We start from the raw sequence: 25,664 nt of genomic DNA, 5'->3' as shown, positions 1-25,664 counted from the left end.
TAAATGTACTATTCGTCGTCTTCGCACAAGGGGGTGATGCCAGGCAAGTTGCAGCTGGCGATGGCCGCGCACAGGGCGTCGATGGCGGCCTTGCGCGTAAAACTCTTACGCCACAGCATCACCACCCGGCGCGATGGCACGGGTTCCGCGAACGGCCGGTATTCGAGCATGCCGTCGGTGGCGTGCATATTGGTGACGGAGGCGCGCGGCAAGACCGTCAGGCCGATGCCGCTGGCCACCATGTGGCGGATGGTTTCCAGTGAAGAACCTTCAAACGTGCGTTGCATGCCGTTGCCAGGCGAGGAAAAACGCGCCATTTCGGGGCACACTTCCAGCACCTGGTCGCGGAAGCAGTGGCCATTGCCCAGCAGTAGCATGGTTTCCGATTTCAAATCCTGCGCGGCGATTTTGTCACGCGCCGTCCACGGATGCTGGCGCGGCATGGCGACGACGAAGGGTTCGTCATACAGTTCCTGCATCGCCATGCCGTGGTCGGGCAGGGGCAGGGCCATGATGGCCACGTCCAGTTCGCCCTGGCGCAGCAATTCGAGCAAGCGAACCGTGAAGTTTTCCTGCAAGATCAAAGGCATCTGCGGTACCTGGTCTATCATGGCCTTGACCAGGGGCGGCAGCAGGTAGGGGCCGATCGTGTAGATCACGCCCAGGCGCAGGGGGCCAGCCAGTGGATCCTTGTTTTGCTTGGCGAGTTCCTTGATGGCGGCCGTCTGTTCCAGCACGCGCTCGGCTTGCGCAATGATTTGGGCGCCCAGCGGCGTGACGGAGATTTCCGCGCCGCCCCGTTCGAACAGGACCACGCCCAATTCGTCTTCGAGTTTTTTGATGGCCACTGACAGGGTGGGCTGGGCAACGAAGCAAGCTTCGGCGGCATGGCCGAAGTGCTTCGCTCGCGCGACTGCAACGATATATTTCAGTTCAGTCAGTGTCATAGGTTGATTGAAACACAGGAAGTACTTACTTGCAATGAATGAAAGGTGGCGCAAACGTGAAACTGTGGCGCCGATGGCGTATTGTAGCGGATCGCCCCCTATAATGCGGGACCGGGCGGCGGAGGGAGAGGGCGATGGAACTGCGGATGCAGGCGCTGGAAGCGGCGATCAATTACTGGCGCGCCAGGCAACCGGCGCGCGGCAATGAATATGCGCTGTCGCCGCCCGTCAGCCGCCTGGCCGGCGTGTATGCGCTGATGATTTACAACCGGCAAGATCGCATCGCCGAAGAGAACCTGGAACCGGCGATTCTGGCCTTGATCGATGCCTGGCGCCGCGATGCCGGCGGCATCCAAAGCGATAGCCACGCCTGAGCGTGACCATAATTAACCCAACAAGAGATATCCATGCCTGACTTTGAAAACAAACTGTGCGGCCGTGACGAACTGCGCGCCCGCGCCGCGGCCCTGCCGAAACCGGTGGTGGTGACGAACGGCGTGTTCGACATTTTGCACCGCGGCCACGTGACCTATCTGGCGCAGGCGCGCGCGCTGGGCGCTTCGCTGATCGTTGCCGTGAATACTGATGCTTCAGTGAAACGTCTGGGCAAAGGCGACGACCGTCCCCTGAACAACTGCGAAGACCGCATGGCCGTGCTGGCCGCGCTGGAAGCGGTGAGCCTGGTCGTGCCATTCTCGGAAGACAGCGCGCTGGAAGTGGTGCAGGACATTCAACCGGAAATCTATGCCAAGGGCGGCGACTACGACATGGCGGCCATTCCGGAAGGCAAGGCCGTGCTCGCGTATGGCGGCCAGGCCGTGGCCATCGATTTCGAGCATGACCGCTCGACCACCAAGCTGTTGACGAAAGTGCGGACGCAGCAGGGCTGAGGAAGCTCGTCAATGTTTCCATACAGATAAAAAGACGTTACTATGAGAACTGCCAGGGCTGCGACTTCGTTTCGACCGCCCCAGCACGTTACACCGTCTGATATGCATTGCTTGTCATAGAAAATAAATGGATCATAAAACTTCTGGGGATTGGCCACTGCCCTCCGGCGCCTGGTACGTCGATGACGAGGGCGCGTGGAGCATGCAGCGCAGCGCGGACGGCCAAAACGTCTCGCCCTTGGTGAGCCATGCCGATATCGGCAAGCTGATGCTGGCGCGGCGCCTGCCTACGGCCGCCGACGCGCCCGTGCGGCAGTTTCCGCCCGAATTCTCGTTCGACCCCGTTTCGGGTGCGGCCTTGCAAGTGCCGCCCGATACTTCTATTACCCCGCCGTGGGTGCCGCCCTACGGTGCACACCCCGTCAGCGACGTGCCGCCGGCTGGCCCGGCCGGCTTGCGCCAGGCCAGCGTGCCCCTGAAACTGGCCGACCAGCGCGTCCGCGAAGAGCATGCGCAGGCCGATGCCTCGCTGCCCATGCCGCCGCCCGGCGAATATGAATTCTTTTCCGCCCAGTTCGGCACCAGCGCGCCCGCGCTGCTGGCGCTCGACCCGCGCAAGGCCGTCTTGCACGCGTGGCTGCCCGCTTCGAAACGCTGGCTGGCGCTGGACCCCGATTATGGCAGCCTGCTGGCCGAATCGGACTTGGCCCACGGCGCCTGGCGCGCCGAGCTGGTGCCGGAATTCAATAGCGTGCTGGTCTTGCCGACCAGCCACGGCCTCGCCTGCATCCGTCCCGACGTGCCATCGCTGACCTACGTGGTCGAGCACGTGGGCGGCGCGCCGTGCATCGCCAGCCCCGTCTGGTTCCAGAACCGGTTGTGGGCACCGCTGCGCGACGACGATGGCCGCATCCGCTTCGTCAACCTTGACGCCGCGCAAAAGCCGGGCAGCGACGTGCTGCTCGACGGCATGGTCGACCTGGGTAGCGTCAGCGCGCCCGTCGCCTACAACCGCATGGCCGTGTGGCCGTGCGCCAACGGCCAGCTGCGCTTGCAGTTGCAGCCGGACGGCAACGTGGCCGCGTCGTTCACCCCGTGGCCCGAAGGGCTGGTGCCGCATTTCGAATTCGGCAGCCCCTACGTGTCGCGCGACGGCGGCCTATGGCAGCTGTGCTTCGAGCGCAGCCGTGGCACCTATGTCTACGTGAAACTGGGCGCGCAGGCCGAACGGGCCGATGCGCTGGCGCCGCGCCTGTGTTCGGGCAGCTTCAATTACCGCTTCGCCACCAAGCTGAAAACGGCGCCGTGGGAAGAGCCGGAACACGGCGACGATGGCGGCAAGAACCAGGCCGTCATGCCGCTGCTGGAATCGAGCGTTGGCAACAGCGTCTTTGGCGTCAAGTTTGCCACCAGTGCCGGCCTGTCGAGCGTGCTGCGCTCGAACGAGCGCCTGGCGGCCCAGCTGGTGCAGGACGACGAGTTGCGCGAAACCGTGTTTCACACGTTCGCCGTCAGCGAGCCGTGGCGTGTGCGCCTGTTTGTCCATGAAGGCATGCTGTGGGCGTATCACCCGCTGCTGTCGCGCATCGATGGCTGGGCCTTGCAGGCATGAAAGCGCGCGTCCTGATCGCGGCCTGCGCCGCCTTTTTCGCCACCGCCAGCGTGCAGGCGGCCGGCATCCAGCAAGCGTTTCTCGTGCAAAACTCGGGCTGGATGGAGCCGTTCTACACGGATGAACAGTCGCAGCTGAAAGCCCTCGTGGGCGCTGTGGCGCAGGCCGCCACGAACCCGTCCGATAAAGTTTATACGCTGGCCTTCAGCCAGAGCAGCGGCAGCAATGTGTCGCCCGCACTGATCGGGCAAGGGCAGGGCGGCGCCGGCGTGGCTGGCCAGCTGGCCAATCTCGGTCTGGCGCGCAAGAGCGCCGGTGGCGCGCTGGCCGACACGGATTTCCAGGAAGCCGTCACCAAGACCATCACGGGCCCGTTCCAGTCCGCCTCCGGCATCGTGTGGATTTTTACGAACAACAAGAATAGCCCGAACAACGACAGCCAGACGGCCGAGCGCAACCGCGACTTTTACCGTCTGCTGCACTTGGAACCGTCGATCACCAAGACGGTGGTGTTTCCGCTGCGTATGCCCGTGCAGGGCAAGCTGTACAGCGCCAAGGGCTTGATGGTGTATGCGCTCGCGTATGGCCAGCCCGCGTCCGAGGCGTTGAACCGCATCCTGGCCGAAGGGCGTTTGTCGCAAGTGCTGACGCGCCCGCCCGCGCGCCTGAAACCGGTGGACCAGGATGCCGTGCGCATCGTGCCCCAGTCCGTCAAGAACAGCGCCAATGTGCATGCCAGCCTGGGCCGCGACGGGCGCACCATCGTGCTCGACGTCGATGCGGCGAAGCTGCTGCCGCAAGTGGTGCTGCAGGCGTCGCTGCAAAACATGTTTTTCCCGTACGTGATCGATAGCGCCAAAGTGCACGCTAACCTGGCGGGACAGAACGCGCCGCTGCACGTTGCGCCGGATCAAATCCGCCAGCTGCAACCGGGCGCCAGCCAGTCCGTGCAGGTACAGTTCGCGCTGCCGATGGCGCAGATTCCATCGCCGTGGTCGGCGCAGGCGATCGCCGCCATGGGCAAGCAGGTGATGCTGCCCATGCAGGCGCAAGTGGGCCTGTCGGAACAGCGGCTGGCGCTGGCGTCCAGCTTTGGCAAGGATTTGCAGGAACTGTTCCCCGGCGACCCGATCTCGGATATGTTTACGCCGCCCGACAGCGTGCGCGCCTCGCAGGCAACGATACCGCTGCTGGTGCGCATACAGTATCCGCTGCTGCCCGTGCTGGTGATACTGGGCGGCGTCCTCGCGCTGGTGCTGGGCTTGCTGGCGCTGGGTTTGCTTGGCACGCGCGCCACGCGCTACAAGGTGATGGCCGATGGCGTGCAGCGGCAAGTGCTGTTGAAACCGTTCAAGAGCGTGCAGATCCGCGATGATGACGGCCGAGATATCGGCGAACTCAAACGTGGCCTGGGCAAGCCGGCCGTCGTGCGCGTGGCCGAGGGCCACACCCTGAGCCTGGCCTGAACACAGATTCCTTTTTAAACTAGTCAAATCCACCTGAGGCATACCATGGCGCAAGACACTCCCAAAGACAACGCAGGTTTTACTTTGCCAGTTCCGGCGTCCGCGCCGCCTGCCGCCGATGCACCGGCTGCCGGCGCAGCCGCCACCACGGCCACCACGTCCACCACCGAGCCAGCGCCCGCGCTCGATCCCGTCAGCACGACCGATACCTCGTCGCGCGATACCTTGATCGGCGGCGTCGTGCTGTTGCTGCTGTTCATCGCCTTTTTCTTTGCCAAGAATGCCTATGCGAATGGCCTGGTCGCCAAGCGCGTGCCGCCGAACAAGGCCAATGCCTCGGGCTGGTGGCTGTTCATCTTCCTGGCCAGCCTGGCGACCGGCGTCGTGCTGGCGGCCGTGAACGCGCATAAATTCCTCGCGCCACTGTTCATGGGGCCGCTGGTGCTGGTGGGCCTGGTCGCCCTGTTGTTGACATTTACCTCGAGCCGCCGTTAAGCACGCCGTAACACGCTTTATCCAAGGAATCACCATGGCAGAGAACCTGAACCAAACCATCACCGGCGGCGCCAGCGAGCGCAAGCAGGACAAGATCATCGAACTGCGCCCGACCCTGTTCATCGGTATCGGTGGCACGGGCATGCAGGTGCTGATGCGCGTGCGCCGGCGCGTCCTCAACACCCTGTGGGGTGGCGCGGGCAACCGCACGCGCATCGAGGGCTTGGCCGACTTTCCCATCGCGCAATTCATCCATTTCGACCTCGACAATGGCGCCGTGATCGAAAGCGGCGAATCGCAGGCGAAGGACTTGCAGTTCGACCAAGTGAAGTTCACGGACGATGACAAGGTGGTCGAATCGTTCGACATGGACAAGTACAGCCGTGATGAAGATTCCCTGGAAAAATATCCGCACATCAAGGAGTGGCTGCCTTTGACGCCGCAGCGCATCCGCGAATTGCGTTTCGACATGAGCAGTGGCGCCGGCCAGATCCGCGCCGTCTCGCGCCTGTATTTCTTCGACAAGTACGCGAAGATCCGCGACAAGATCCGCTTGAAGTTGAAAGCGCTGAAGGCGGGCCTGTCGCACGAGCGCCAGCTGGCCGAGCTGGGCTTGCGCATGGAAACGAACCGTTTCCGCATCGTCATCGTCGGTTCCGTGGCGGGCGGCACGGGTTCCGGTTCCTTCCTCGACATGGGCTTGCTGGCGCGCTGGCTGGCGCGCAGCGAAGTGGGCGCGGCCGACGTCGAGCTGATGCTGTTCTTGCCGACCGGCTACACCAAGGCCAACAAGGACCGGGTCGAGGCGAACGGCTATGCGGCGCTGATGGAGCTGGAATCGGCCATGATGGGCAACAAGGGCTATGTTGGCCGCTGGGATGCGTACGACCGCCCGGAACTGACGCGCGAGCCGTACAGCGAGGTCTACCTGATCGACTCGGGCAACCTGGCGCAGCAGCACACCAAGGATGTCAGCGACGTCTACCACATGGTGGCCGATTCGCTGTTCGAGGATTTCGCCTCGGCCGACTTCGCACGCGCCAAGCGTTCGATCGCCGTCAACCAGGCGCAGCACAAGAACTCGCTGTACAACGCGCCCGTGCCGCAAGACCGCTTCGGCGACATGCGCCTGTATTTCTCCAAGCGCTTTTCCTCGTTCGGCATGGCCGTGCTCGATACGCGCCAGGAAGCGGCGCGCGACGAGCGGGCCCACCGCTGGGCCGGCGCCATGCTGCAAGCGTTCTTTGGCGTGGGCGGCACGGATGCGGGCGCCAACCGGGCCACGGATACGCAGCGCGATAACTTCCTCGCTGCCAATATGTTCCTGAAGGGCACGCCGTTCAGCGATTTCCCCGAGTTTTCCGACAAGAGCATCGAACTGAAGCGCTCGAGCGGCGACTTCATCGATTTCCGCGTCGTCGACGAATTGCTGGAAGACCGCCACGGCCACTTGCTGGCCGGCGTGGAAAACCGGGTCAACACGCGCATCAACGATATCCGCACGGGCTTTGACCGCAGCGAATGGCCGGCGCAAGTGCGCGATGCCATGAAGCACCTGGAACGCGACGCCGTGCGCGACCAGGATTCCACGGCCGACACGACGGAAGACCGCATCAGCAAGCGCCGCCGCGAAGTGCTGGAAGACGTCAAGAAAGTCGTGCGCGACCAGCTGTATGGCTACCTGGACAACAAGGAATTCGGCGGCCTCGAATACGTGCTGTCCTTGGTGGAACAGATCAAGGATCGCATCGAGGCGCCGGGCAGCGGACTGACGGCGCAGATCGGTAACAATGCCGAGCGCTACCGCGAAATCAAGGAAGCCGTGCGCTCGCGCGAATACGAACGCCTGCTGAACAATCTGGAACAGACGCGCAGCACCTTCGGTTTCCTCAGCAACGGTGAAAAGCAGGCCGGCGTGGTGATGGACCATTTGCGCACGGAAATGGCGAATGCCCTGAAATTCCATCTGCGCGCCAAGGCGGCGGACGAGTCCGTCATCCTGCTGGGCGAACTGTCGCGCTGGCTGGGCAACCGGGTCGGCGTCGACGCGCAAGGCCGCGCGCAGTGGAATGGCCTGGTGGGCGAGCTGCAAACGGGCCGCGAAGGCGTGCTGGCCATGCTGGCGGAACTCAAAACGGCGAATACGATTTTGCAGAAGGACCTGGACAAGGAACACGCAACCCTGATCGTCATTCCCGTCACAGAAAATGACATCGCGCTGCCATCGGCGGCCACCTTGCGCCAGTGGGCCGATGAAGCGTTCAAGGACATGGGCGGCTCGAAAGCGCTGTTCCCCATGCTGGGCGAACCGGCGCAACGGGGCTTGATCCTGGCCAAAGTCACGCGCATGGCCGAGAACATGATCGCCACGACGAGCCTGGTGGAAGGCGCGACAAGCACGCCCGACCCCCTGTTCGAGGCGCTGGAACAGATGGATGTGTCCGAACGCCTGGACCGCTTCCGCAAGCTGCTGGCCTGTTCGATGCCGTGGATCGACGCCAATATGGCGGGCGACTTCACGGTCGTGTCGGACCAGTTCAAATGCGTGATCGGCGTGGCCAACGCGGCCGCCTTCAAGGCGAAATTCGGCGCCGAGCTCGAATCTTGCGTGCCGACCCAGGTGGGCATCACGGTGAGCCAGCTGGAAATCGTCGAGACCGGCATCCGCGGGCGTGCCGTCTGCTATTGCGAACTGGCCGGCGTGCCGATGACGGTGCTGCGCGGCCTGGAAGGCTGGCGCACCAGTTACCGCAAGGAAGGCGACAACGACAAGGCGCCGACCCACACGCACATCGATCCGACGCAATTCACGCACCCGATCGCACCGAACACGGACGAGATGAAACGCCTGGCGGAAGACTTCGGCGAATTCCTGCAAGCGATCATGCTGGGCGTGCTGACACGCCACACGGGCCGGGTCGTGCCGCCGGGCCAGTACCAGTTTGCCGTCGAGCCGGGCGACTTGCGCCGCATCGGCAACGAGCGGGCCATTCGCCAGAACGGCATGCCCGCCTCGTACGAGAAAAATATCGCCCTGCGCATCGAGGAAAAATTGACGGCGCTTGACGCCGTGCAGACGGCCGCCATGGCGGCGCTGGCAAAATACTATGAACGCACCGTGTATGCGCCCAAGCTGGTGGCGCAGGCCGATGGTTCGCAACTGCCCTACGTCGGTTTTGGCAGCGCCATTTCCGCCGAAGTGGGCGCGCGTCTGCGCGAATCGGCGCGCCGCAAGGGCATGGCCAGCGATGAGCTCGACCGCACGGTGCAAACCTTGCTGGGCCGCCTGAAGGAATGGGCGAACGTCATCGGCGACTCCGACAGCGACGCCTACGACTGGGAAGTGCGCGAGCCGGAAGCGGACGGCCAACCTCGTTTGAAATATGCGATCAAGGCGGAAATGCTGGAAGCGGGGCGCCTCGAACAATTGCTGCGCCCGGCCGGCGCGGCCGCTGCCCCGGCGGCAGCCGTGTTCGGCATGGCGCCACCACCGCTGGGCGGCATGCCGCCGCCGCTGGTGGAATACCAGTATTTCCTGGGTATTAATGGCCAGCAGCAGGGACCGTTCACGGCCCAGCAGATCGTGCAATACGTGCAGGCAGGACAGGTAGCGCCAGGCACCACCAAGGTGTGGCGCGCGGGCTTGCCGGCCTGGGCCGACCTGGCCCAGTTCCCCGAACTGGCGCCCTTGTTCCTTAGCGCGCCGCCACCGTTGATGCCGCCGCCACTGTGAACGCTGGAATGACGTTGGAATGAAGGATTAGTTTTGGATATCTGTAACAAATGCAAGACGGGCCTGTGGACCGTTGTCAGCCATTGCCCGTATTGCGGTCACGTGGTGGCTGGTGCTACCCAGCCGGCTGCGGCCGTGCCGCCGCCGCTGCCTGTGCCAGCACCGGTGCCAGTGCCGCCGCCGGTAGCGCCCAAGCCGCCGCCCGTGCCGGTGGCGCCGACGCCTGCGCCCGCACCGAAAGCGCCGCCGAAGCCGGCACCGGTACCGGTACCGCCGCCAGCGCCGCCGAAGCCGGCCCAGCCGCAAGCCGTGCCCAAGCCCGCGCCCGTGCCGCCATCGGTGCCACCCGTGTCGCCACCACCGCGCAAGTGGCTGCGCTGGCTTGGCGGCATTGCCGTGCTGGCAGCCGTGATCGTCTATATGAATGGCAAGCCGGGTGGCAAGAATGAATCGGCTTGCAACGACGCCATCGACAGCGGCCTCAAGTTGGTTGCGAATGGCAGCCTGGACGGTGCCCGCCAGAAGCTGGCGACGGCGAAGAATGTGTGTACGGGCAAGTCCAGCGCCAAGGCCGACGATTTGCAGGCGGCCATCGGCAAGGCCGGTGCCGCATCCAGCGGTTGTCAGCGCAGCGTGCGCGCCATCGAGCGCGCGATCGATGGCCATCAATTGCAAAGCGCGGCCAAGGGCATCGCCGGGCTCGACATCGATTGCGCGGGGGCATCGAGCGTCGATTCCTTGCGCAAGCAGCTGGCGCGTCAGCAGGCGGCAGCCGCGTCCGTGCTGGTGGGCGTGCGTCAGGCGCTCGACGGCAAGGATGCGGTGGCGGCACGCAATAGCATCGCCAGGCTGGAAGCGATCGACCGCGAAGCGGTGGAATTGTCGCAGTTGAAGGCCGACGTGCAGGCGCTGTCGGCGGCCGCGGCGCCGGCGCCCGTTGCAGCTCCGGTTGCGGTCCCGGCGCCCGTGCCGACGTCGGCACAGCAGGAACCGGCGCCCGTGCGCGCGGTCGAACGTTCGGTGGTGACCGAACGCCGTCCGCTGGAAACGTCGCCCGTCGATAGCGGCGCGGCCATGCGCAACGAAATGGCGCAATCGTTCTTGCGCGATGCCGAGCGTTCTTTGCTGGAAGGCAAGTTCGATGCGGCCAAGACGTATCTGGAAAGCGCGCGCCGCGTCGATCCGGGCAATGCGCGCATCGACAATCTGTCGCGCCGCATCCGCGAGCGTGAACGGCAAGTGCTGCAGACGGAAACAACGATCAATTAGCTATCTGGGAGCCACCATGCTGAATCACACCACCTTGCGCGCCGCCGCTGCGCTGACCATCGCGGCCATGCTGGCTGGCTGCGCCACGGCGCCGATGAATCCGAACGGCGTGCGCCAGGACGGTTCCTATCCGCAAGGTGGAAGCCAGGCGGCCACGGATGAGGACCCGTGCAGCGTGGGCACGTCGGCCGCTGCCGGTGCGGCCGTGGGAGCGCTGCTGGGTGCGCTGGCGGGCGGCAAGAGTGGCGCGCTCAAAGGGGCTGCCATTGGCGGCGGCCTGGCGGCGGCCGGTTGCCTGGCCATCAATGTCAATTCGCGCCAGACCAAGACGGCGGCGCAGGCAGACCGCGACTACATCCGCACGCGCGGCGCGTTGCCGCGCGAGCCGCAAGTGGTGTCGTACACGCCGCAGCTGAGTGCCTCGACTGTCAAGCGCGGCCAGCCGTTCAAGGTCAATTCCGTGGTGGAGCTGGTCAATGGCAGCGCGCAAAGCGTCAATGACGTGCGTGAAGAGCTGGTGGTGCTCGACCCGCAAGGCCAGCCATTCAAGTCCGGCTCGAAAGCCCTGGCCAGCAACAACAAGTCGGGCGGGCGCTTTGAAAACTCGTTCGAGCTGACCTTGCCGGCCGGCGTGTCGCAAGGCGTGTATGGCGTCAAGACGAATCTGTACGTGAATGGTAAGCTGGCCGCCACGCGCGACCTGCGCACGCAGCTGGTGATGCTGGATGTGGATACGCGCGTTGACGCGCAGCTGGCGCTGCGCTGATCGCCGTATGCAAACGGGTAGGTCGGATTAGCGGGGTAAAGCCCCGCGTAATCCTACAACACCACTAACGCCAACAATGTTGTCGGATTACGGCCCCTTGGGCCTAATCCGACCTACGCGCCGCCCTGGTAGCCATGCTGGCGCCACGCTTCATACACGACGACGGCCACCGTATTCGACAGATTCAAACTGCGGTTGTCCGGGCGCATCGGCAGGCGGATGCGTTGCTCCGCTGGAAAACCGTCGCGCAGGGCCGGGTCCAGGCCTTTCGTTTCCGAACCGAACACGAACACGTCGCCCGGCAGGAAGGCCACGTCGCCGAACGGGCGCGAGCCGCGCGTCGTCATGGCGAACATGCGGGATGGGTCGGGTTGGGTGTCGGCCAGGAACGCGTCCCAATTCTTGTGCACCTTCATGTTGGCGTAATCGTGGTAATCGAGGCCGGCGCGCTTCATCTTGGCATCGTCGAGCGGAAAGCCCAGCGGTTCGACCAGGTGCAGCTGCGCGCCCGTGTTCGCGCACAAGCGGATGACGTTACCCGTATTGGGCGGGATTTCAGGTTCTACCAAAACAACGTGAAACAAAATGCTCTCCTTATATAAGTGATGCTAGCGTGGCGGCGTGCGCGCCACCACCAATATGCTGACCCTGGCCGCGCCTTCGCTCTTGCAGGCGGCGGCCAGGGCGTTGACGGTATGGCCGCTGCTCATCACGTCGTCGACGATGCCGACATGACACCCTTGCAATAGCGGTGCGTGTTCGGGCGCGATGGCGAACGCGTGCGCCAGGTTGGCTTGCCGTTCCTGCGGCGCCACGCCGCTTTGCGCCCTGGTTTCGCGTACCCGCAGCGCCAGGCGGGGCTGTAAAGCTACGTCCAGCAGGCGCGCCAGCGGACGGGCAATTTCCAGCGCCTGGTTAAAACCCCGCTCGGCCAGCCGGGCCGGGCCAAGAGGCACTGGGCACAGCAGATGCGGCGCTTCCCACTCTGGTTGTTGCTGAATGGCAACGTGCAGCAGTTCTGCCAACAGGGGCGCCAGCGCCAGGCGCGCACCGAATTTCAGCTGCAGCAACAACTGGTCGACGGGCGCCGCATAATCGAACGCCGTGATCGTGGCGTCATACGCGGGCCGCTGGCGCAAACAGCGTCCGCACAGTGTTGCCACATCGTCGAGCGGATTGGCGCACTGGCGGCAGCGGTGGCGCAGTTGCCCCAGATACTGAGCGCGGCAGGGCGGGCACAGTACTTGCGGGCAGCCGATGCCGCACAGCGCGCACTGGGCCGGCAACACCGTGGCGCCCAGCCACTGGCGCAGCGCCTGCCACGCGGCATCAAGGCGGTGCCGGCTGGCGGTTCGCATCGCGATGGCGTCGTTCCATGTACACTGCCGACATTATCTCACCTCACCCGATTCAACATGCCAGTTCCCACCAGTCCGCCCAAAATGAGTGCGCCCATCGATGCGGTGCAAGTACGCGATTTCTTTTCCCGTCCGGCGCGCGTCGCGCCATCGGACTTCCTGCGCCGCGAAGTGTCGGCACGCATGCACGAGCGCCTGGAGCTGGTGAAAATCACGCCGCACCGTGTGCTTGACGCCGGCTGCGGTCCGGGTGCGGACCTGGCGCAGCTGCACAAGGATTATCCCGCCGCGCAGATTATCGGTCTCGATGCAGCGCAAGCGATGATGCAGGCGGCGCGCGCGCCCGCGTCGAAACTGGCCAGCCTGAACCAGTTCCTCAGCAAACTCTTGCCGGCCAAGGCTGGCGTGGATTTGCTGTGCGGCGACCTCGGCGACTTGCCGCTGGCGCAGGGCAGCATCGACCTCGTGTGGTCCAACCTGGCGCTGCACTGGCATGCCCAGCCCGACCGCGTGTTTGCCGAATGGCGGCGCGCGCTGCGCCTCGATGGCTTGCTGATGTTTTCCTGTTTCGGTCCCGACACCTTCCGCGAAGTGCGCGACGCCTTTGCCGAGGCGGACTTGTATCCGCACGCCTTGCCCTTTGTCGACATGCACGACTTTGGCGACATGCTCGTCGAGACGGGTTTTTCCACGCCCGTGCTGGATATGGAGATCATCACGGTGACCTACGACACGGCGGAAAAACTGCTGGCGGACGTGCGTGCTTTTGGCGGTAACCCGCTGACCACGCGCCGGCGCGGCCTGATGGGCAAGACGGCCTGGCAGCGCATGCTGGCCGCGCTGGAAAAAACGCGCCGTCCCGACGGCAAGCTGGGCCTGAGTTTCGAGGTGATCTATGGCCACGCCTTCCGTCCCGCACCGCGCGTGACGCGCAACGGGGAAGCCATCATTCGATTCGACTTGCCGCGCAAACCCAAATAAAAGCGTAAAGAAACCGACACTTGGTCGGCATCCGCGCGTTAATGTTGCAGCAAGCGTTGCAAAGCGCGCGGCGGCCGGGAGAAGGGCGCGCACAAAGCCGATTATTGCTTGATGGATTCAAGTTTACTTGATTATAATCGTTGATTGTTTGTCAGCTTGTTAAGTAGAAAAAACAAGGGCTGCATACAAAATAAAAAAAACAAAGCGAGACGAATTCGAAGTTACTGCATTAGTATAGTAACCATCTTCCACACGAGGCCATTTCGATGTGGGGAAGAAAAACAGGGTTCCAGCATGGTTGCGCGCCGCCGTTTTTGCTGCGGCAGCCAGCATGGAATTCGCTGGTGCTTGACGCACATGGCCGCATTCTGGCCGTGTTGCTTTCATGGAGGAGCGGCAGCGGTCCAGTACGGAGAAGTCCGCAGCCGTTTAAAATATCATTATTTTTTGGGTGGTTGGGGAAAACATGACACATGCAAAGCGACTTCAATCGTTGCTGCTCGGGCTGTCTTTGACAGCGTTTGGCATCGGGCGATGGGCCACGGCGGCACCGGCTGCCGGCACCTATCCCGGCACCGGCGGTCCCGTGCCGTTCGAAATGAATCTGCAACCGCCGGCGACACAGATCGCCCATGAAATCTACGATTTGCACACCCTGATGATGATCATCTGCCTGGTGATCTTCGTGGCCGTGTTCGGCGTCATGTTTTATTCCATCTTCAAGCACCGCAAGTCCCTGGGCCACAAACCGGCCACTTTCCACGAAAGCACCACCGTCGAGATCGCCTGGACCGTCGTGCCTTTCCTGATCGTCATCGGCATGGCCCTGCCTGCCACGCGCACCGTCGTCGGCATGAAGGATACCTCGAACGCCGACATCACCATCAAGGCCACCGGCATGCAGTGGAAATGGGGCTATGACTACCTGAAAGGCGAGGGCGAAGGCATTTCCTTCCTCTCCAACCTGGCCACGCCGCGCTCGCAAGTGGGTGCGCCAGGTGCGCCGCCGACGGAAAAACGCGGTGAGAACTACCTGATCGAAGTCGATAACGAAGTCGTCGTGCCGGTCAACAAGAAGATCCGCGTGGTGCTGACGGCCAACGACGTCATCCACGCCTGGTCCGTGCCCGCCTTTGGCGTCAAGCAGGATGCGATTCCCGGTTTCGTGCGCGACACCTGGTTCAAGTCTGACCATATCGGCACCTTCCGCGGCAATTGCGCCGAGCTGTGCGGCAAGGAACACGCGTTCATGCCCATCGTCGTCAAGGTCGTATCAGCCGATGACTACAAGGCCTGGGTTGATGTAAAACAAAAGGAAATGGCGGCATTGGCTGATGATCCTAGCAAGGTGTGGACCATCGACGAATTGAAAGTCAAGGGCGAGAAAGTGTATGCGGCCAACTGCGTGGTCTGCCACCAGGCGACAGGCAAGGGCGTGCCCGGTGCGTTTGCGCCGCTGGACGGCTCGGCGGTGGTGAACGGTCCGAAAGCGGATCAGATCCACGTCTTGCTGAACGGGCAAAAGAGCGGCAAGTATCCCGCTGAAATGCCAGCCTGGAAACAGCTGTCCGACACGGAAATTGCCGCAGTGATCACTTACACGCGCAATACCTGGTCGAACAAGGCCGCAGAGAACATCGTTCAACCAGCCGAAATCGTGGCTGCACGCAAGTAATTAGGAGCCGCATATGAGTACTAGCACGAGCACCTTGGACCACGCCGGTCACGATCACGACCATGCCCACGACCACCCCACCGGCTACCGCCGCTGGCTGTTTGCCACCAACCACAAGGATATCGGTACCCTGTACCTGTGGTTCTCGTTCATCATGCTGCTGTCGGGCGGCGTGCTGGCCCTGATGATCCGTACGGAACTGTTTCACCCAGGCCTGCAATTCTTCCACCCTGAATTTTTTAATCAACTGACCACCATGCACGGCCTGGTGATGGTGTTTGGCGCCATCATGCCGGCCTTCGTCGGCTACGCCAACTGGATGATCCCGCTGCAAGTGGGCGCGTCCGACATGGCGTTTGCCCGCATGAACAACTTCTCGTTCTGGCTGCTGCCGCCGGCCGCGCTGCTGCTGGCCACGTCCTTCCTCGTGCCGGGCGGCGCCACGGCTGCCGGCTGGACCCTGTATGCGCCGCTGTCGACGCAGATGGGCCCTGGCATGGACATGGCCATTTTCGCCATGCACCTGATGGGCGCCTCGTCCATCATGGGTTCGATCAACATCATCGTCACCATCCTGAACATGCGCGCGCCGGGCATGACCCTGATGAAAATGCCGATGTTCTGCTGGACCTGGCTCATTACCGCGTATCTGCTGATCGCCGTGATGCCCGTGCTGGCCGGCGCCATTACCATGACGCTGACGGACCGCCATTTCGGCACCTCGTTCTTTAATGCGGCAGGCGGCGGCGACCCCGTCATGTACCAGCACATCTTCTGGTTCTTCGGCCACCCCGAGGTCTACATCATGATTCTGCCGGCCTTCGGCATCGTCTCGCAGATCCTGCCCGCGTTTGCCCGCAAGCCCTTGTTCGGCTACGCCTCGATGGTCTACGCCACGGCGTCCATCGCGATTCTGTCCTTCATCGTCTGGGCGCACCACATGTTTACCACCGGCATGCCGGTGACGAGCCAGCTGTTCTTCATGTACGCGACCATGCTGATCGCCGTGCCGACGGGCGTGAAAGTGTTCAACTGGATCGCCACGATGTGGAAGGGCTCGATGACGTTCGAGACGCCGATGCTGTTTTCGGTCGGTTTCATCTTCGTGTTTACCATGGGCGGCTTCACGGGCCTGATCCTGGCCGTCACGCCGATCGACATCCAGTTGCAGGATACCTATTATGTGGTGGCGCATTTCCACTACGTGCTGGTGGCCGGTTCGCTGTTTGCCCTGTTCGCCGGCTTCTACTACTGGTCGCCGAAATGGACGGGCCACATGTACAACGAAACGCGCGGCAAGATCCACTTCTGGCTGTCCCTGATCACGTTCAACGTGACCTTCTTCCCGATGCACTTCCTGGGCCTGGCCGGCATGCCGCGCCGCTACGCCGACTATCCGGCGCAGTTCACGGACTTCAACATGATCGCCTCGATCGGCGGCTTCGGTTTTGGCCTGATGCAGGTGTACTTCCTGTTCTTCGTGGTCTTGCCGACCATCCGCGGCGGCAAGGCTGCGCCAGCGAAACCATGGGAAGGCGCGGAAGGCCTGGAATGGACCGTGCCGAGCCCGGCGCCTTTCCACACGTTTGAAACGCCGCCGACCGTGAAATAAGGTATTCCGGGCCGGCGTGTTGCGCGGCCCGTCTTGAATAAAGTGCCTGTCATGACCGAAGTGAAAACTGAGCGTAAAAAACCGAACAACCTGCGTACCGGACTGATACTGGGGGGCCTGGCGGCCTTCTTCTTCCTGTCCGTGTTCGTCAAGCGCATGTGGCTCTGACGTGACGCCCCATCAACAGGAAACACGCGGCCTGAACCGCAAGATGCTGGGCAAGCTGCTCGTCATTGCCGTGCTGATGTTCGGCTTTGGCTATGCCCTGATTCCCGTCTACAAGCAGATTTGCGAAGTGATGGGCATTAACGTGCTGACGCAAAAAGATGGCACGGTGGCTTACGACAACAATACGCAGGTCGACACGACGCGCAGCATCACCGTCGAGTTCGACGGCAATGCGCAGGGGCCATGGCGCTTCCGCCCGACCGTCTCGAGCATGCAGGTGCATCCGGGCGAACTGGTGACCGTCATGTACGAAGTGGTCAATACGCAAAACCGCGTCGTCAACGCGCAAGCGATCCCCAGCTACGCGCCGCAGAGCGCCACGCCGCATTTCAAGAAGGTCGAATGCTTCTGCTTCAAGCAGCAGACCCTGAAGGCCAAGGAAGCGCGGCAGATGCCGGTGGTGTTCTTCCTCGATCCGGCCCTGCCGAAAGAGGTCAAAACCATCACGCTGTCGTACACGTTTTTCGAGATTGCCGGTCTGAGCCAGGCTCAGACGCCGGCCGTCCAATAGGAGAGTGGCATGGGCGAATCCAAGCAGCCTGAAAAAGCGTCGTTCCTGTATTCGCTGCGGGCCGTCGTGTGGTCGTTCACGGGCTTGCGCCGCAAGAGCGATTTCGACACGGATTCGGCCAAGCTCAATCCCGTGCACATCGTCATCGCCGGCTTCCTGGTGGTGGCTTGCCTGATCGGCATCCTGATTTCAATTGTTAAATTCGTCGTTTTATAAATTATAAAAAACCACCCTATAAGTTTTTGAGGAGATGATGATGAGTTCCAACCACGCCGCCGTACCCTATTATTTCGTGCCCGGCCCGTCGCGCTGGCCCATGCTGGGCGGCGCCAGCCTGCTGCTGACCATGATCGGCGCCTCGGCCTGGGTCAACGACGTCTCCTGGGGCCCGTACGTCAATTACCTGGGCCTGGCTGGCATCCTGCTGGTGCTGTATTTCTGGTTCGGCGACGCCATCAGCGAGTCCGAGCAGGGCCTGTACAGCGAGCGCATCGACCATTCGTTCCGCTGGAGCATGAGCTGGTTCATCTTTTCCGAAGTCATGTTCTTTGCCGCCTTCTTCGGCGCCCTGTTCTATGCGCGCAGCATCTCGATGCCATGGCTGGCCGACCTCGACCACAAGGTGATCTGGCCCGATTTCGCCGCCCAGTGGGGCAATACGGGCCCGGCCGGCACGGTGCAGGAATTCACCACCATGACGCCGTTCTGGATTCCGACCATCAATACGGCCTTGCTGCTGCTGTCGGGCGTCACCCTGACCATCTCGCACCATGCGCTGCGCGCCGGCCACCGCGGCATGACGGCCCTGTTCCTGTTCGCCACGATCTTGCTGGGCGCCATCTTCATGGGCTTCCAGGTCTACGAATACATGCACGCCTACAGCGAACTGAACTTGAAATTGACGTCCGGCATCTACGGCGCCACCTTCTTCATGCTGACCGGCTTCCACGGCTTCCACGTGACGCTGGGCGCCATCATGCTGTCCGTCATCCTGTACCGCGTGCTGAAAGGCCACTTCACGCCGGAACACCACTTCGGTTTCGAAGGCGCCGCCTGGTACTGGCACTTTGTCGACGTCGTCTGGCTGGGCCTGTACGTGGTCGTGTATTGGTTATAATGGCGGGGCAGGGCGCGCGTCGTTGATGCGTGCGCCGGCACCATAAAAAAAGCCGTACCGGGACATCCTGGGTACGGCTTTTTTCTTAGTTTAAGAATTTTGCTAACCAAGCAACGTCGTTAGCACCGGGGTCAGACCCTGCGGGATCGGAATCCGCCCCATTGAGGCGCATTCCCCCGCGGGTCTGACCCCAGCATTTAATGTATGCCCGTCGGCTGGATGTAGCCGAGCTTGTGCGCCAGCAGGATCAGCAGGAACAGAGTGATCGACAAGCCCACGCGCATGGCCAGCGCCTGCACGGTGCGGTTGCTCTTGCCCTTGTCGCGCATGAGGAAGAACAGGGCCGAGCCCAGGCTGCCCAGGATCAGGATGAAGGCAATGGCAACGAGGATTTTCATGGATGGTAGCGCCAGGCTTGAGGAGGTTTCATTGTAATGCGTATCCGCTTCCATTTTAGATGGATTCCATTTGTTGTAATGCTGCTACTGGTGGCCTTGGGCGTGTCGCTGGCGCAATGGCAGCAGCGCCGTGGCGACGAGAAAGTCGCGCGCGCCGCCAAGCTCGAGGCGGGCAACCAGGCCGCGCCCCTGGCATTGACGGCCGCCCCCATGTTGCCGAGCGACGCGCAAGCGATCGAATATCGCAGGATCACCGTCACGGGCCATTTCGTGCCCGCCTGGACGGTGTACCTGGACAACCGCCCCTACAAGGGCCAGGCCGGTTTTCACGTGCTCACGCCATTCCGGATCGACGGTTCAGCCATGCACGTTCTCGTGGCGCAAGGCTGGCTGCCGCGCAACAATGCCGAGCGTACGCGCATTCCCGACTACTCGACACCGGCCGGTACGGTGACGATTTCCGGCATCGCGCGCCTGAACGCGGGCCATGTGATGGAGCTGGGCACGGCGCCGGCCCTGGCGCCGCACGCCATCGTGCAAAATGCCGATATCGGCCAGCTGACCCAGGCCAGTGGCCTGGCCTTGCAACCATTCATCGTTGAACAAACAGTCGACCCAGCAGCGGCGCCAGCGTCCAGCCAGCTTCCCGTGCGCGACTGGCCGGCGCCGGACCTGGGCGCCGACAAGCACCGCGGCTATGCATTCCAGTGGTACGCACTGGCACTGATGGCTTTTCTATTTTTTGTCTTTACAGGATTTCGACGTGCAAACAAACAACCCTGAAGCAACGCAAGACAGCAGCAATAAACAGGCACAGAATACGGGACGCTGGAAACTGCTGGCCGTCGTGGCCGTGTGCGCGTTTCCCATCATCGCCTCGTATTTCACGTATTACATCATCAAACCCACGGGCCGCAACAACTATGGCGCCCTGATCGACCCGCGTTTGTACCCGATACCCGAGGCAGCGCTGCAGGTGACGGAACTGGACGGCAAGGCGTCGCCGCTGGCGCAATTCAAGGGCAAGTGGGTGCTGCTGCAGACAGGGCCGTCCGATTGCCAGGAAGCATGCAAGAAGCAATTGTTTGACATGCAACAACTGCGCCTCATGCAAGGCAAGGAACGCGAACGCCTGGAACGGGTCTGGCTGGTGACGGATGCCCAGCCGCTCGACACCCTGGTGATGCGCGAATTCGACGGCACCAGCATGCTGCGGGTCAATAACGACGCCCTGAAAGCGTGGCTGCCCGTGGAGCCGGGCGGCAAGACCAGCGACCATTTGTATTTGATCGATCCGCTGGGCAATCTGATGATGCGCTTCCCGAAAGACGCGGACCCGAACAAGATCAAGAAAGACATCGCCAAGCTGCTCAAAGCTTCGGCGATCGGTTGAGGGGTCTGCATGCCGACGATGCATCTCTCCGCGCTCGCCCAGCTGGGCTTGACGGGTCTGCTGGTGGCGCTGCTGCCGCTGACCATGGTCTGGGTGTCCGCGGACGCCAATAAATACCGCAAGCTCGTGTGGATCGCCGTCTTTTTGACGGTCGACCTGATCATGTTTGGCGGTTTTACGCGCCTGTCCGATTCCGGCCTCGGCTGCCCGGACTGGCCCGGCTGCTATGGCTCGGCCAATCCTTTCCTCGCGCACGAGCACATCGTGGCGGCGGAAACGCTGATGCCGACGGGCCCCGTGACGGTGGTGAAAGCGTGGATCGAAATGACCCACCGCTACCTGGCCATGGCCATAGGCGTCTTGATCGTGGCGATGATGGTGCAGGCGTGGCGCCAGTGGAAGAAAAGCAAACGCGAGGAATTCGCGCCCGCGCTGCCCACGGCGCTGTTTTTGTTCGTCTGCCTGCAGGGCGCGTTCGGGGCCTGGACCGTGACCTTGAAACTGCAGCCCGTGATCGTCACCATCCACTTGCTGCTGGGCATGGGCTTGCTGGCCATGCTGACATGGCTGGGCGGGCGCCAGGACCATGCCGTCCAACCCTTGCTGCGCGCCGATGCGGACGCTGCCGTGCTGCGCCCCGTGCGCGTTCTGGCCATCTTTTCGCTGGTGCTGTTGACCGTGCAGATCGCGCTGGGCGGTTGGGTGAGCACCAACTACGCCACCCTGGCCTGCACGGATTTCCCCCTGTGCGGCGGCAAGGTCATTCCGGAGATGGATTTCGAGCATGGTTTCCATCTGTGGCGCGAACTGGGCAAGACGGCCGCCGGCCATTATTTACCGTTTTCCGCGCTGACGGCCATCCACTGGGTGCACCGCAATTTCGCCTTCATCGTGCTGGCCGGCATCGGCTACACGGTGTTTCGCGCTTGGAAGCTGCCGTCCTTGCGCGGCACGGCACGCTGGGTGGCGCTGGTGCTGGTTCTGCAGGCGGCCACGGGGCTGGCGACGATCTACCTGAGCTGGCCATTGTCGATTGCCGTCATGCATAACGGCGGGGCGGCGCTGCTCGTGTTATTGCTGACCATGTTAAACTACAAGGCTAAATTCCAACTCGATGTAGCGCGGAAATCTGCTTCCGCCTCCGCGCCAGTGCCCTCGGCACCAGCCAGTCCTTCCCGTATCGCATAAATGACTACTCAGACCATCAGCCGTAAACCATCCCCCCGCATCGCCCAGTATTGGGCGCTGACCAAGCCCCGCGTGACGCAACTGGCCGTGTTTTGCGCCGTCATCGGCATGTTCCTGGCCAGCGAGGAGTTGCCTGACTGGCGCGCGGTGGTGTTCGGCACCATCGGTATCTGGCTGCTGGCCGGCGCCGCGTTTGCCGTCAATTGCCTGGCCGAGCGCGAGATCGATGCGCGCATGGCCCGCACGGCGCGCCGTCCGATGGCCATGGGCGACATCACGGTGAAACAGACGGTGGTATTCGCGCTGGTGATCGGCGGCCTGGGCATGGCGATTCTGTATCACCTCGTCAATCCGCTGACCATGTGGCTGACCTTTGTCACCTTTGTCGGCTATGCGCTGATCTACACCATGGTGCTGAAACCGGCCACGCCACAGAACATCGTCATCGGCGGCCTGTCCGGCGCCATGCCGCCCGCACTGGGCTGGGCGGCCGTCGCCAACGACGTGCCGATGCAGGCGTGGTTGCTGGTCCTGATCATTTTTGTCTGGACGCCGCCGCACTTCTGGGCCCTGGCCATGTACCGCCGCGACGATTACGCGCGCTCGGGCCTGCCCATGCTGCCCGTCACGCACGGCATGCAATTCACGCAATTCCACGTCTGGCTGTACTCGATCGCGCTGGCCGCCACCACCTTGCTGCCATACGCCGTGCGCATGAGCGGCCTGATCTACCTGGCCTCGGCCGTGGTGCTCAACGCCGGCTTCCTGTACTACGCGTGGAAGATGTACCGCCACTACACGGACTTGATCGCGCGCAAGGCGTTTACGTTTTCCATCATCTACCTGGCCTTGCTGTTCGCGGCCTTGCTGGTCGACCACTACATTCCCCTCGGCACATGAAAAAAACCCTGACCCTGTTGTTGGCGGCCGCGCTGGTCGCCGTCCTGGCCGGCTGCGGCAAGCCTGCCGCGACCAAGCTGGCATTCAAGAACACGGACGTGACGGGCCTCGGCTATGCGCGCGAGTTCGCGCTGACGGACCACACGGGCCACCCGCGCACCCTGGCCGACTACAAGGGCAAGCTGGTGCTGGTGTTCTTCGGCTACACGCAATGCCCGGACGTGTGCCCTACCACCATGGCCGACATGGCCCAGGTGATGCGGGAGATGGGCCCGCAGGCGGATAAAGTGCAAGTGCTGTTTGTCACCGTCGACCCCGAGCGCGACACGCAAGCCTTGCTGGCGCAATATGTGCCGGCCTTCGACAAGCGTTTCGTCGGCCTGTATGGCGACGCGGCCGCGACGGCCAGGGTGGCCAAGGAATTCAAGGTGTATTACGCCAAGGTCGAGGGCGAGACGGACAGTAGCTACACGGTCGACCACACGGCCGGCACCTATGTGTTCGACCGCGAAGGCAAGATCCGCCTGTTCGTGCGCCACGGCGAAAAGCCCGCCGCCATCGCGCACGATCTTAAACTTCTGCTATCCTGATCCGGTCGCGCCGCTAGGCGCCATCTTCAGGACATGCAGTACATGGACAAACGTTTCGAGCCCCACGCCCGCCTGGCAGCCATCATCTTCCTGTTGATCGGCTGCTTTTTCGTCTTGCGGCCCTTCCTCGCTGCCATGCTGTTTGCCGCCTGCGTGGGCATTTCCAGCTGGCCTTTGTACCTGCTGCTGCTCGAACGCCTGAAAGGCCGGCGCAACTGGGCGGCCGCCATCATGACCCTGTCGCTGCTGCTCGTCATCGTGCTGCCACTGGCCCTCGTCACCTACAACCTGGCCGACAATGTGTCGCGCATCTATGAACAGCTGCGCGCGGCACTGGAAACGGGCAGCCTGCATCCACCGGCCTGGCTGGCCAGCATTCCCGTGGTGGGCGAAACCATCGCCGGCTACGTGGATCGCCTGCTCGCTGACCGCGAGGAATTGCTCAATTTAGGCAAGACGATGCTGGAACCGGCGCGCCACTTCCTCGCTTCCGGCGGCATCCTGCTGGGTACGGGCCTGGCGCAGACCAGCCTGGCCGTCTTCGTCAGCTTCTTCCTCTACCGCGACGGCCAGCAGCTGAGCCGCGCCCTGATGACGGGCGCCGGCCGCATCATCGGCGACAGCGCGCCGGGCGTGGGCCTGACCATCAGCCGCACCGTGCGCGGCGTCATGTACGGCTTGCTGGGGACGGCGCTGGCGCAGGCGCTGGTGGCTGTGGTGGGCTTTTTGATCGCCGGCGTGCCGGCCGTGGCCCTCTTGGGCGTGGCCACCTTCATCTTTTCGCTGATCCCCGTGGGACCGCCCTTGATCTGGGGCGGCGCCGCCATCTGGCTGTTCAATGACGGCCAGACGGGCTGGGGCATCTTCATGCTGGTGTGGGGCGGATTGCTGATCAGCGGCGTGGATAACGTGGTGAAACCCATGCTGATCAGCCGCGGCAGCAGCCTGCCGTTTTTGCTCGTGCTGCTAGGTGTGCTGGGCGGCGTGCTGGCCTTCGGCTTCGTCGGCATCTTTATCGGGCCGACCCTGCTGGCGGTGCTGTACAGCTTGCTGCAAACATGGACGGTGGGCGAGACCACCGTGCCGCAGGGCAAAGATACCCTGACGAGCAAGAAGTAGTTAATCTCTTAAATCCGCATCCAGGTCCCGCTCCTGCTTCGGGATCACTTTAATGAGCACGATGCGGGGCCCGTTCATCTTCTTGACGACGATGTCGAAGTCGACAAAGGTGATGCGCTGGCCCTGCTTCGGAATGTCGCCGAGCTTGACCATGATCAAGCCGCCCACCGATTCCACGTCGTCCAGCCCCAGTTCCTCGTTTTCGATATCGATGCCGAGGATGCGTTCGAGCGAGAAGATCGGCAGGCTGGCCTTGCCGATCAGGGTGCCGTCACTTTGCTTGAGCCAGTCGTTTTCATTGCGGCGGAATTCATCGCGGATTTCGCCGACCATGGCGCCGAGCAAGTTATCCAGCGTGATGAAGCCCAGCGGGCGCTTGCCCTTTTCGCCGATCAGGGCAAAGTGCGGTGCGCCGTCGCGAAAGCGCCGGAACAGTTCCAGTGCCGGCGTGCGCGCGGAAATGATGTCCACGGGACGCAGGAACGGCGTGAGCGAGGTGATCGGCTTGCCCGCCTGCTGGGCAAAGAACAGATCCTTCAGGTGCACGACGCCGAGCACGTCGTCTTCATTCATGTCGAAATACGGGTAGCGGCTGAAGCGGTTACGCAGCACCGTGTCGAGGTTTTCTTCCAAGGTATTCGACGCGTGCAGGGCGATCACTTCATTGATCGGGCGCATCAGGTCCGATACCGTCATCTGTTCGAAATCGAGCGACTGCGCCAGGATGTTGCGCTCGTCGCGCGTAAACTTTTCGCCGGGCTGGCTGGTGCGCAGGATCAGTTTCAGTTCTTCGGACGAGTAATGGGCGTCGTGGCCGCCCTTGCCGGACAGGCCCGCCAGGCGCAGCACCCAGTTGGCGCTGGCGTTGAGCAGGTAGATGGCCGGATACATGGTCCAGTAAAAGCCGTACAGAGGAATCGCGCTCCACAGGCCGACGGCTTCCGGGTTGCGGATGGCCATCGATTTGGGCGCCAGTTCGCCCACGACGATGTGCAGGAAGGAAATCACGCTGAAGGCGACGACGAAGGAGACGCCATGGATCAGCTCTTGCGACGTGACGCCGATGGCGCCGAACAGCGGCTCAAGCAGGCCGGCGAACGCCGGTTCGCCGACCCAGCCCAGGCCCAGCGACGCCAGGGTGATACCCAGCTGGCAGGCGGACAGATAGGCGTCCAGCTGGCCATGCACCTTGGCCAGGATGCGGCCCCGCAGTCCCTGCGTCTTGGCGATGGCGCGGATGCGCGTGCGCCGCAATGTGACGATGCCAAACTCGGCGGCAACAAAAAAACCGTTCAGCGCGACCAGGAAGAGGGCGAGCAGGACTAGCAAGACATTGTGCATGGGGGCGCTGAAGATGGGCTGGTAAAACGTCATCTTAAACGACGAAGGGCGCAGTATCCTAATTTCCGGCGAATC

General features: G+C 62.8%; 27 protein-coding genes. 21 read left to right on the top strand and 6 right to left on the bottom strand.

From position 1 onward, the window contains the following. Positions 1–8 precede the first annotated feature (8 nt). Positions 9–947 carry a hydrogen peroxide-inducible genes activator gene (locus V3C40_RS23050; protein ID WP_034749044.1) on the bottom strand — a complete coding sequence of 313 codons (939 nt, stop codon included), beginning with the start codon at positions 945–947 and terminating at the stop codon, positions 9–11. 134 nt (positions 948–1,081) lie between these two features. Here V3C40_RS23050 and V3C40_RS23045 point away from each other — a divergent pair, with 134 nt between their 5' ends. The 8 genes from V3C40_RS23045 to V3C40_RS23010 all read left to right on the top strand — a co-directional run bounded on the left by V3C40_RS23045 (position 1,082) and on the right by V3C40_RS23010 (position 11,178). Next, positions 1,082–1,321, top strand: coding sequence for a DUF3717 domain-containing protein (locus V3C40_RS23045; protein WP_331778626.1), 240 nt, complete (start codon positions 1,082–1,084; stop codon positions 1,319–1,321). Between the two features lie 33 nt (positions 1,322–1,354). Continuing rightward, entirely contained in the window at positions 1,355–1,837 is a 483-nt protein-coding gene (gene rfaE2, locus V3C40_RS23040; protein WP_219329976.1) for a D-glycero-beta-D-manno-heptose 1-phosphate adenylyltransferase, read from the top strand. A gap of 127 nt (positions 1,838–1,964) precedes the next feature. Then, positions 1,965–3,449, top strand: a complete 1,485-nt coding sequence (locus V3C40_RS23035; protein WP_331778625.1) for a hypothetical protein — start codon at positions 1,965–1,967, stop codon at positions 3,447–3,449. Beyond that, positions 3,446–4,915, top strand: a complete 1,470-nt coding sequence (locus V3C40_RS23030) for a hypothetical protein (RefSeq protein ID WP_331778624.1) — start codon at positions 3,446–3,448, stop codon at positions 4,913–4,915. The genes V3C40_RS23035 and V3C40_RS23030 overlap by 4 nt, the downstream gene beginning before the upstream one ends. A 45-nt stretch (positions 4,916–4,960) precedes the next feature. Beyond that, the gene (locus V3C40_RS23025; protein ID WP_331778623.1) at positions 4,961–5,410 is read left to right on the top strand and encodes a hypothetical protein; all 450 of its coding nucleotides are present in this window, start codon (positions 4,961–4,963) and stop codon (positions 5,408–5,410) included. A 34-nt stretch (positions 5,411–5,444) separates the two neighbouring features. Next, the gene (locus V3C40_RS23020; RefSeq protein ID WP_331778622.1) at positions 5,445–9,143 is read left to right on the top strand and encodes a tubulin-like doman-containing protein; all 3,699 of its coding nucleotides are present in this window, start codon (positions 5,445–5,447) and stop codon (positions 9,141–9,143) included. Positions 9,144–9,176: 33 nt separating this feature from the next. Further along, positions 9,177–10,412, top strand: coding sequence for a hypothetical protein (locus V3C40_RS23015; RefSeq protein WP_331778621.1), 1,236 nt, complete (start codon positions 9,177–9,179; stop codon positions 10,410–10,412). A gap of 16 nt (positions 10,413–10,428) precedes the next feature. Next, positions 10,429–11,178, top strand: a complete 750-nt coding sequence (locus V3C40_RS23010; RefSeq protein WP_331778620.1) for a hypothetical protein — start codon at positions 10,429–10,431, stop codon at positions 11,176–11,178. 113 nt (positions 11,179–11,291) lie between these two features. Here V3C40_RS23010 and trmL read toward each other — a convergent pair whose 3' ends face one another. Continuing rightward, positions 11,292–11,762, bottom strand: coding sequence for a tRNA (uridine(34)/cytosine(34)/5-carboxymethylaminomethyluridine(34)-2'-O)-methyltransferase TrmL (gene trmL / locus V3C40_RS23005; protein WP_092716941.1), 471 nt, complete (start codon positions 11,760–11,762; stop codon positions 11,292–11,294). Between the two features lie 24 nt (positions 11,763–11,786). Next, a complete protein-coding gene (locus V3C40_RS23000) occupies positions 11,787–12,536 on the bottom strand; it encodes a ComF family protein (protein ID WP_070305725.1) in 750 nt (249 codons plus the stop codon). 57 nt (positions 12,537–12,593) lie between these two features. On the opposite strand from V3C40_RS23000, the gene V3C40_RS22995 reads away from it, so the two are divergent. Further along, entirely contained in the window at positions 12,594–13,517 is a 924-nt protein-coding gene (locus V3C40_RS22995) for a methyltransferase domain-containing protein (RefSeq protein ID WP_331778619.1), read from the top strand. A gap of 159 nt (positions 13,518–13,676) precedes the next feature. On the opposite strand, the gene V3C40_RS22990 is transcribed toward V3C40_RS22995, so the two are convergent. After that, entirely contained in the window at positions 13,677–13,904 is a 228-nt protein-coding gene (locus V3C40_RS22990) for a hypothetical protein (protein ID WP_128141319.1), read from the bottom strand. A 79-nt stretch (positions 13,905–13,983) separates the two neighbouring features. On the opposite strand from V3C40_RS22990, the gene coxB reads away from it, so the two are divergent. The 6 genes from coxB to V3C40_RS22960 are packed head-to-tail and all read left to right on the top strand — an operon-like array spanning position 13,984 to position 18,660. Continuing rightward, on the top strand, positions 13,984–15,192 hold the full coding sequence (coxB, locus tag V3C40_RS22985; protein ID WP_034749012.1) for a cytochrome c oxidase subunit II: 1,209 nt from the start codon (positions 13,984–13,986) through the stop codon (positions 15,190–15,192). 13 nt (positions 15,193–15,205) lie between these two features. After that, the gene (gene ctaD / locus V3C40_RS22980; RefSeq protein WP_034749009.1) at positions 15,206–16,804 is read left to right on the top strand and encodes a cytochrome c oxidase subunit I; all 1,599 of its coding nucleotides are present in this window, start codon (positions 15,206–15,208) and stop codon (positions 16,802–16,804) included. A gap of 51 nt (positions 16,805–16,855) precedes the next feature. Further along, positions 16,856–16,972 (top strand): cytochrome oxidase small assembly protein, encoded by a 117-nt coding sequence (locus V3C40_RS22975; protein WP_217494662.1) that lies wholly within the window; start codon positions 16,856–16,858, stop codon positions 16,970–16,972. A 1-nt stretch (position 16,973) separates the two neighbouring features. Beyond that, a complete protein-coding gene (locus V3C40_RS22970) occupies positions 16,974–17,543 on the top strand; it encodes a cytochrome c oxidase assembly protein (RefSeq protein ID WP_034749005.1) in 570 nt (189 codons plus the stop codon). Positions 17,544–17,552: 9 nt separating this feature from the next. Then, the gene (locus V3C40_RS22965; RefSeq protein WP_034749002.1) at positions 17,553–17,759 is read left to right on the top strand and encodes a DUF2970 domain-containing protein; all 207 of its coding nucleotides are present in this window, start codon (positions 17,553–17,555) and stop codon (positions 17,757–17,759) included. A 40-nt stretch (positions 17,760–17,799) separates the two neighbouring features. After that, a complete protein-coding gene (locus V3C40_RS22960; RefSeq protein WP_070305721.1) occupies positions 17,800–18,660 on the top strand; it encodes a cytochrome c oxidase subunit 3 in 861 nt (286 codons plus the stop codon). Positions 18,661–18,857: 197 nt separating this feature from the next. Here the strand turns inward: V3C40_RS22960 and V3C40_RS22955 are convergent, their stop codons facing one another. Continuing rightward, on the bottom strand, positions 18,858–19,058 hold the full coding sequence (locus V3C40_RS22955; RefSeq protein WP_331778618.1) for a twin transmembrane helix small protein: 201 nt from the start codon (positions 19,056–19,058) through the stop codon (positions 18,858–18,860). 78 nt (positions 19,059–19,136) lie between these two features. Here V3C40_RS22955 and V3C40_RS22950 point away from each other — a divergent pair, with 78 nt between their 5' ends. From V3C40_RS22950 to V3C40_RS22925, 6 genes are read left to right on the top strand one after another with little or no spacing between them, the layout of a single operon-like run. Then, positions 19,137–19,841: an SURF1 family protein gene (locus V3C40_RS22950; protein WP_331778617.1), complete on the top strand. Its 705-nt coding sequence runs from the start codon at positions 19,137–19,139 to the stop codon at positions 19,839–19,841. Beyond that, positions 19,822–20,451, top strand: a complete 630-nt coding sequence (locus tag V3C40_RS22945) for an SCO family protein (protein WP_331778616.1) — start codon at positions 19,822–19,824, stop codon at positions 20,449–20,451. The genes V3C40_RS22950 and V3C40_RS22945 overlap by 20 nt, the downstream gene beginning before the upstream one ends. Before the next feature lie 18 nt (positions 20,452–20,469). Further along, entirely contained in the window at positions 20,470–21,639 is a 1,170-nt protein-coding gene (locus V3C40_RS22940) for a COX15/CtaA family protein (protein WP_331778691.1), read from the top strand. Further along, a complete protein-coding gene (gene cyoE, locus V3C40_RS22935) occupies positions 21,640–22,539 on the top strand; it encodes a heme o synthase (RefSeq protein WP_331778615.1) in 900 nt (299 codons plus the stop codon). Beyond that, the gene (locus V3C40_RS22930) at positions 22,536–23,129 is read left to right on the top strand and encodes an SCO family protein (RefSeq protein WP_331778614.1); all 594 of its coding nucleotides are present in this window, start codon (positions 22,536–22,538) and stop codon (positions 23,127–23,129) included. The genes cyoE and V3C40_RS22930 overlap by 4 nt, the downstream gene beginning before the upstream one ends. Before the next feature lie 42 nt (positions 23,130–23,171). After that, positions 23,172–24,248 carry an AI-2E family transporter gene (locus V3C40_RS22925; RefSeq protein WP_034748981.1) on the top strand — a complete coding sequence of 359 codons (1,077 nt, stop codon included), beginning with the start codon at positions 23,172–23,174 and terminating at the stop codon, positions 24,246–24,248. On the opposite strand, the gene V3C40_RS22920 is transcribed toward V3C40_RS22925, so the two are convergent. Continuing rightward, on the bottom strand, positions 24,249–25,589 hold the full coding sequence (locus tag V3C40_RS22920; RefSeq protein ID WP_331778613.1) for a hemolysin family protein: 1,341 nt from the start codon (positions 25,587–25,589) through the stop codon (positions 24,249–24,251). Positions 25,590–25,664: the final 75 nt, after the last annotated feature.

The organism is Janthinobacterium sp. LS2A (assembly GCF_036543145.1).
Classification (GTDB): domain Bacteria; phylum Pseudomonadota; class Gammaproteobacteria; order Burkholderiales; family Burkholderiaceae_D; genus Janthinobacterium; species Janthinobacterium aestuarii.
This window is presented reverse-complemented; position numbering and strand designations above follow the sequence as displayed.

Excerpts from the sequence above, each read along its gene's own strand:
- V3C40_RS23050 (WP_034749044.1), bottom strand. The coding sequence starts at position 947 with ATGACACTGACTGAACTGAAATATATCGTTGCAGTCGCGCGAGCGAAG.
- V3C40_RS23045 (WP_331778626.1), top strand. The coding sequence starts at position 1,082 with ATGGAACTGCGGATGCAGGCGCTGGAAGCGGCGATCAATTACTGGCGC.
- rfaE2 (WP_219329976.1), top strand. The coding sequence starts at position 1,355 with ATGCCTGACTTTGAAAACAAACTGTGCGGCCGTGACGAACTGCGCGCC.
- V3C40_RS23035 (WP_331778625.1), top strand. The coding sequence starts at position 1,965 with ATGGATCATAAAACTTCTGGGGATTGGCCACTGCCCTCCGGCGCCTGG.
- V3C40_RS23030 (WP_331778624.1), top strand. The coding sequence starts at position 3,446 with ATGAAAGCGCGCGTCCTGATCGCGGCCTGCGCCGCCTTTTTCGCCACC.
- V3C40_RS23025 (WP_331778623.1), top strand. The coding sequence starts at position 4,961 with ATGGCGCAAGACACTCCCAAAGACAACGCAGGTTTTACTTTGCCAGTT.
- V3C40_RS23020 (WP_331778622.1), top strand. The coding sequence starts at position 5,445 with ATGGCAGAGAACCTGAACCAAACCATCACCGGCGGCGCCAGCGAGCGC.
- V3C40_RS23010 (WP_331778620.1), top strand. The coding sequence starts at position 10,429 with ATGCTGAATCACACCACCTTGCGCGCCGCCGCTGCGCTGACCATCGCG.
- V3C40_RS23000 (WP_070305725.1), bottom strand. The coding sequence starts at position 12,536 with ATGCGAACCGCCAGCCGGCACCGCCTTGATGCCGCGTGGCAGGCGCTG.
- V3C40_RS22995 (WP_331778619.1), top strand. The coding sequence starts at position 12,594 with ATGCCAGTTCCCACCAGTCCGCCCAAAATGAGTGCGCCCATCGATGCG.
- V3C40_RS22990 (WP_128141319.1), bottom strand. The coding sequence starts at position 13,904 with ATGAAAGCAACACGGCCAGAATGCGGCCATGTGCGTCAAGCACCAGCG.
- coxB (WP_034749012.1), top strand. The coding sequence starts at position 13,984 with ATGACACATGCAAAGCGACTTCAATCGTTGCTGCTCGGGCTGTCTTTG.
- ctaD (WP_034749009.1), top strand. The coding sequence starts at position 15,206 with ATGAGTACTAGCACGAGCACCTTGGACCACGCCGGTCACGATCACGAC.
- V3C40_RS22975 (WP_217494662.1), top strand. The coding sequence starts at position 16,856 with ATGACCGAAGTGAAAACTGAGCGTAAAAAACCGAACAACCTGCGTACC.
- V3C40_RS22965 (WP_034749002.1), top strand. The coding sequence starts at position 17,553 with ATGGGCGAATCCAAGCAGCCTGAAAAAGCGTCGTTCCTGTATTCGCTG.
- V3C40_RS22960 (WP_070305721.1), top strand. The coding sequence starts at position 17,800 with ATGAGTTCCAACCACGCCGCCGTACCCTATTATTTCGTGCCCGGCCCG.
- V3C40_RS22955 (WP_331778618.1), bottom strand. The coding sequence starts at position 19,058 with ATGAAAATCCTCGTTGCCATTGCCTTCATCCTGATCCTGGGCAGCCTG.
- V3C40_RS22950 (WP_331778617.1), top strand. The coding sequence starts at position 19,137 with ATGCTGCTACTGGTGGCCTTGGGCGTGTCGCTGGCGCAATGGCAGCAG.
- V3C40_RS22940 (WP_331778691.1), top strand. The coding sequence starts at position 20,470 with ATGCATCTCTCCGCGCTCGCCCAGCTGGGCTTGACGGGTCTGCTGGTG.
- cyoE (WP_331778615.1), top strand. The coding sequence starts at position 21,640 with ATGACTACTCAGACCATCAGCCGTAAACCATCCCCCCGCATCGCCCAG.
- V3C40_RS22930 (WP_331778614.1), top strand. The coding sequence starts at position 22,536 with ATGAAAAAAACCCTGACCCTGTTGTTGGCGGCCGCGCTGGTCGCCGTC.
- V3C40_RS22925 (WP_034748981.1), top strand. The coding sequence starts at position 23,172 with ATGGACAAACGTTTCGAGCCCCACGCCCGCCTGGCAGCCATCATCTTC.
- V3C40_RS22920 (WP_331778613.1), bottom strand. The coding sequence starts at position 25,589 with ATGCACAATGTCTTGCTAGTCCTGCTCGCCCTCTTCCTGGTCGCGCTG.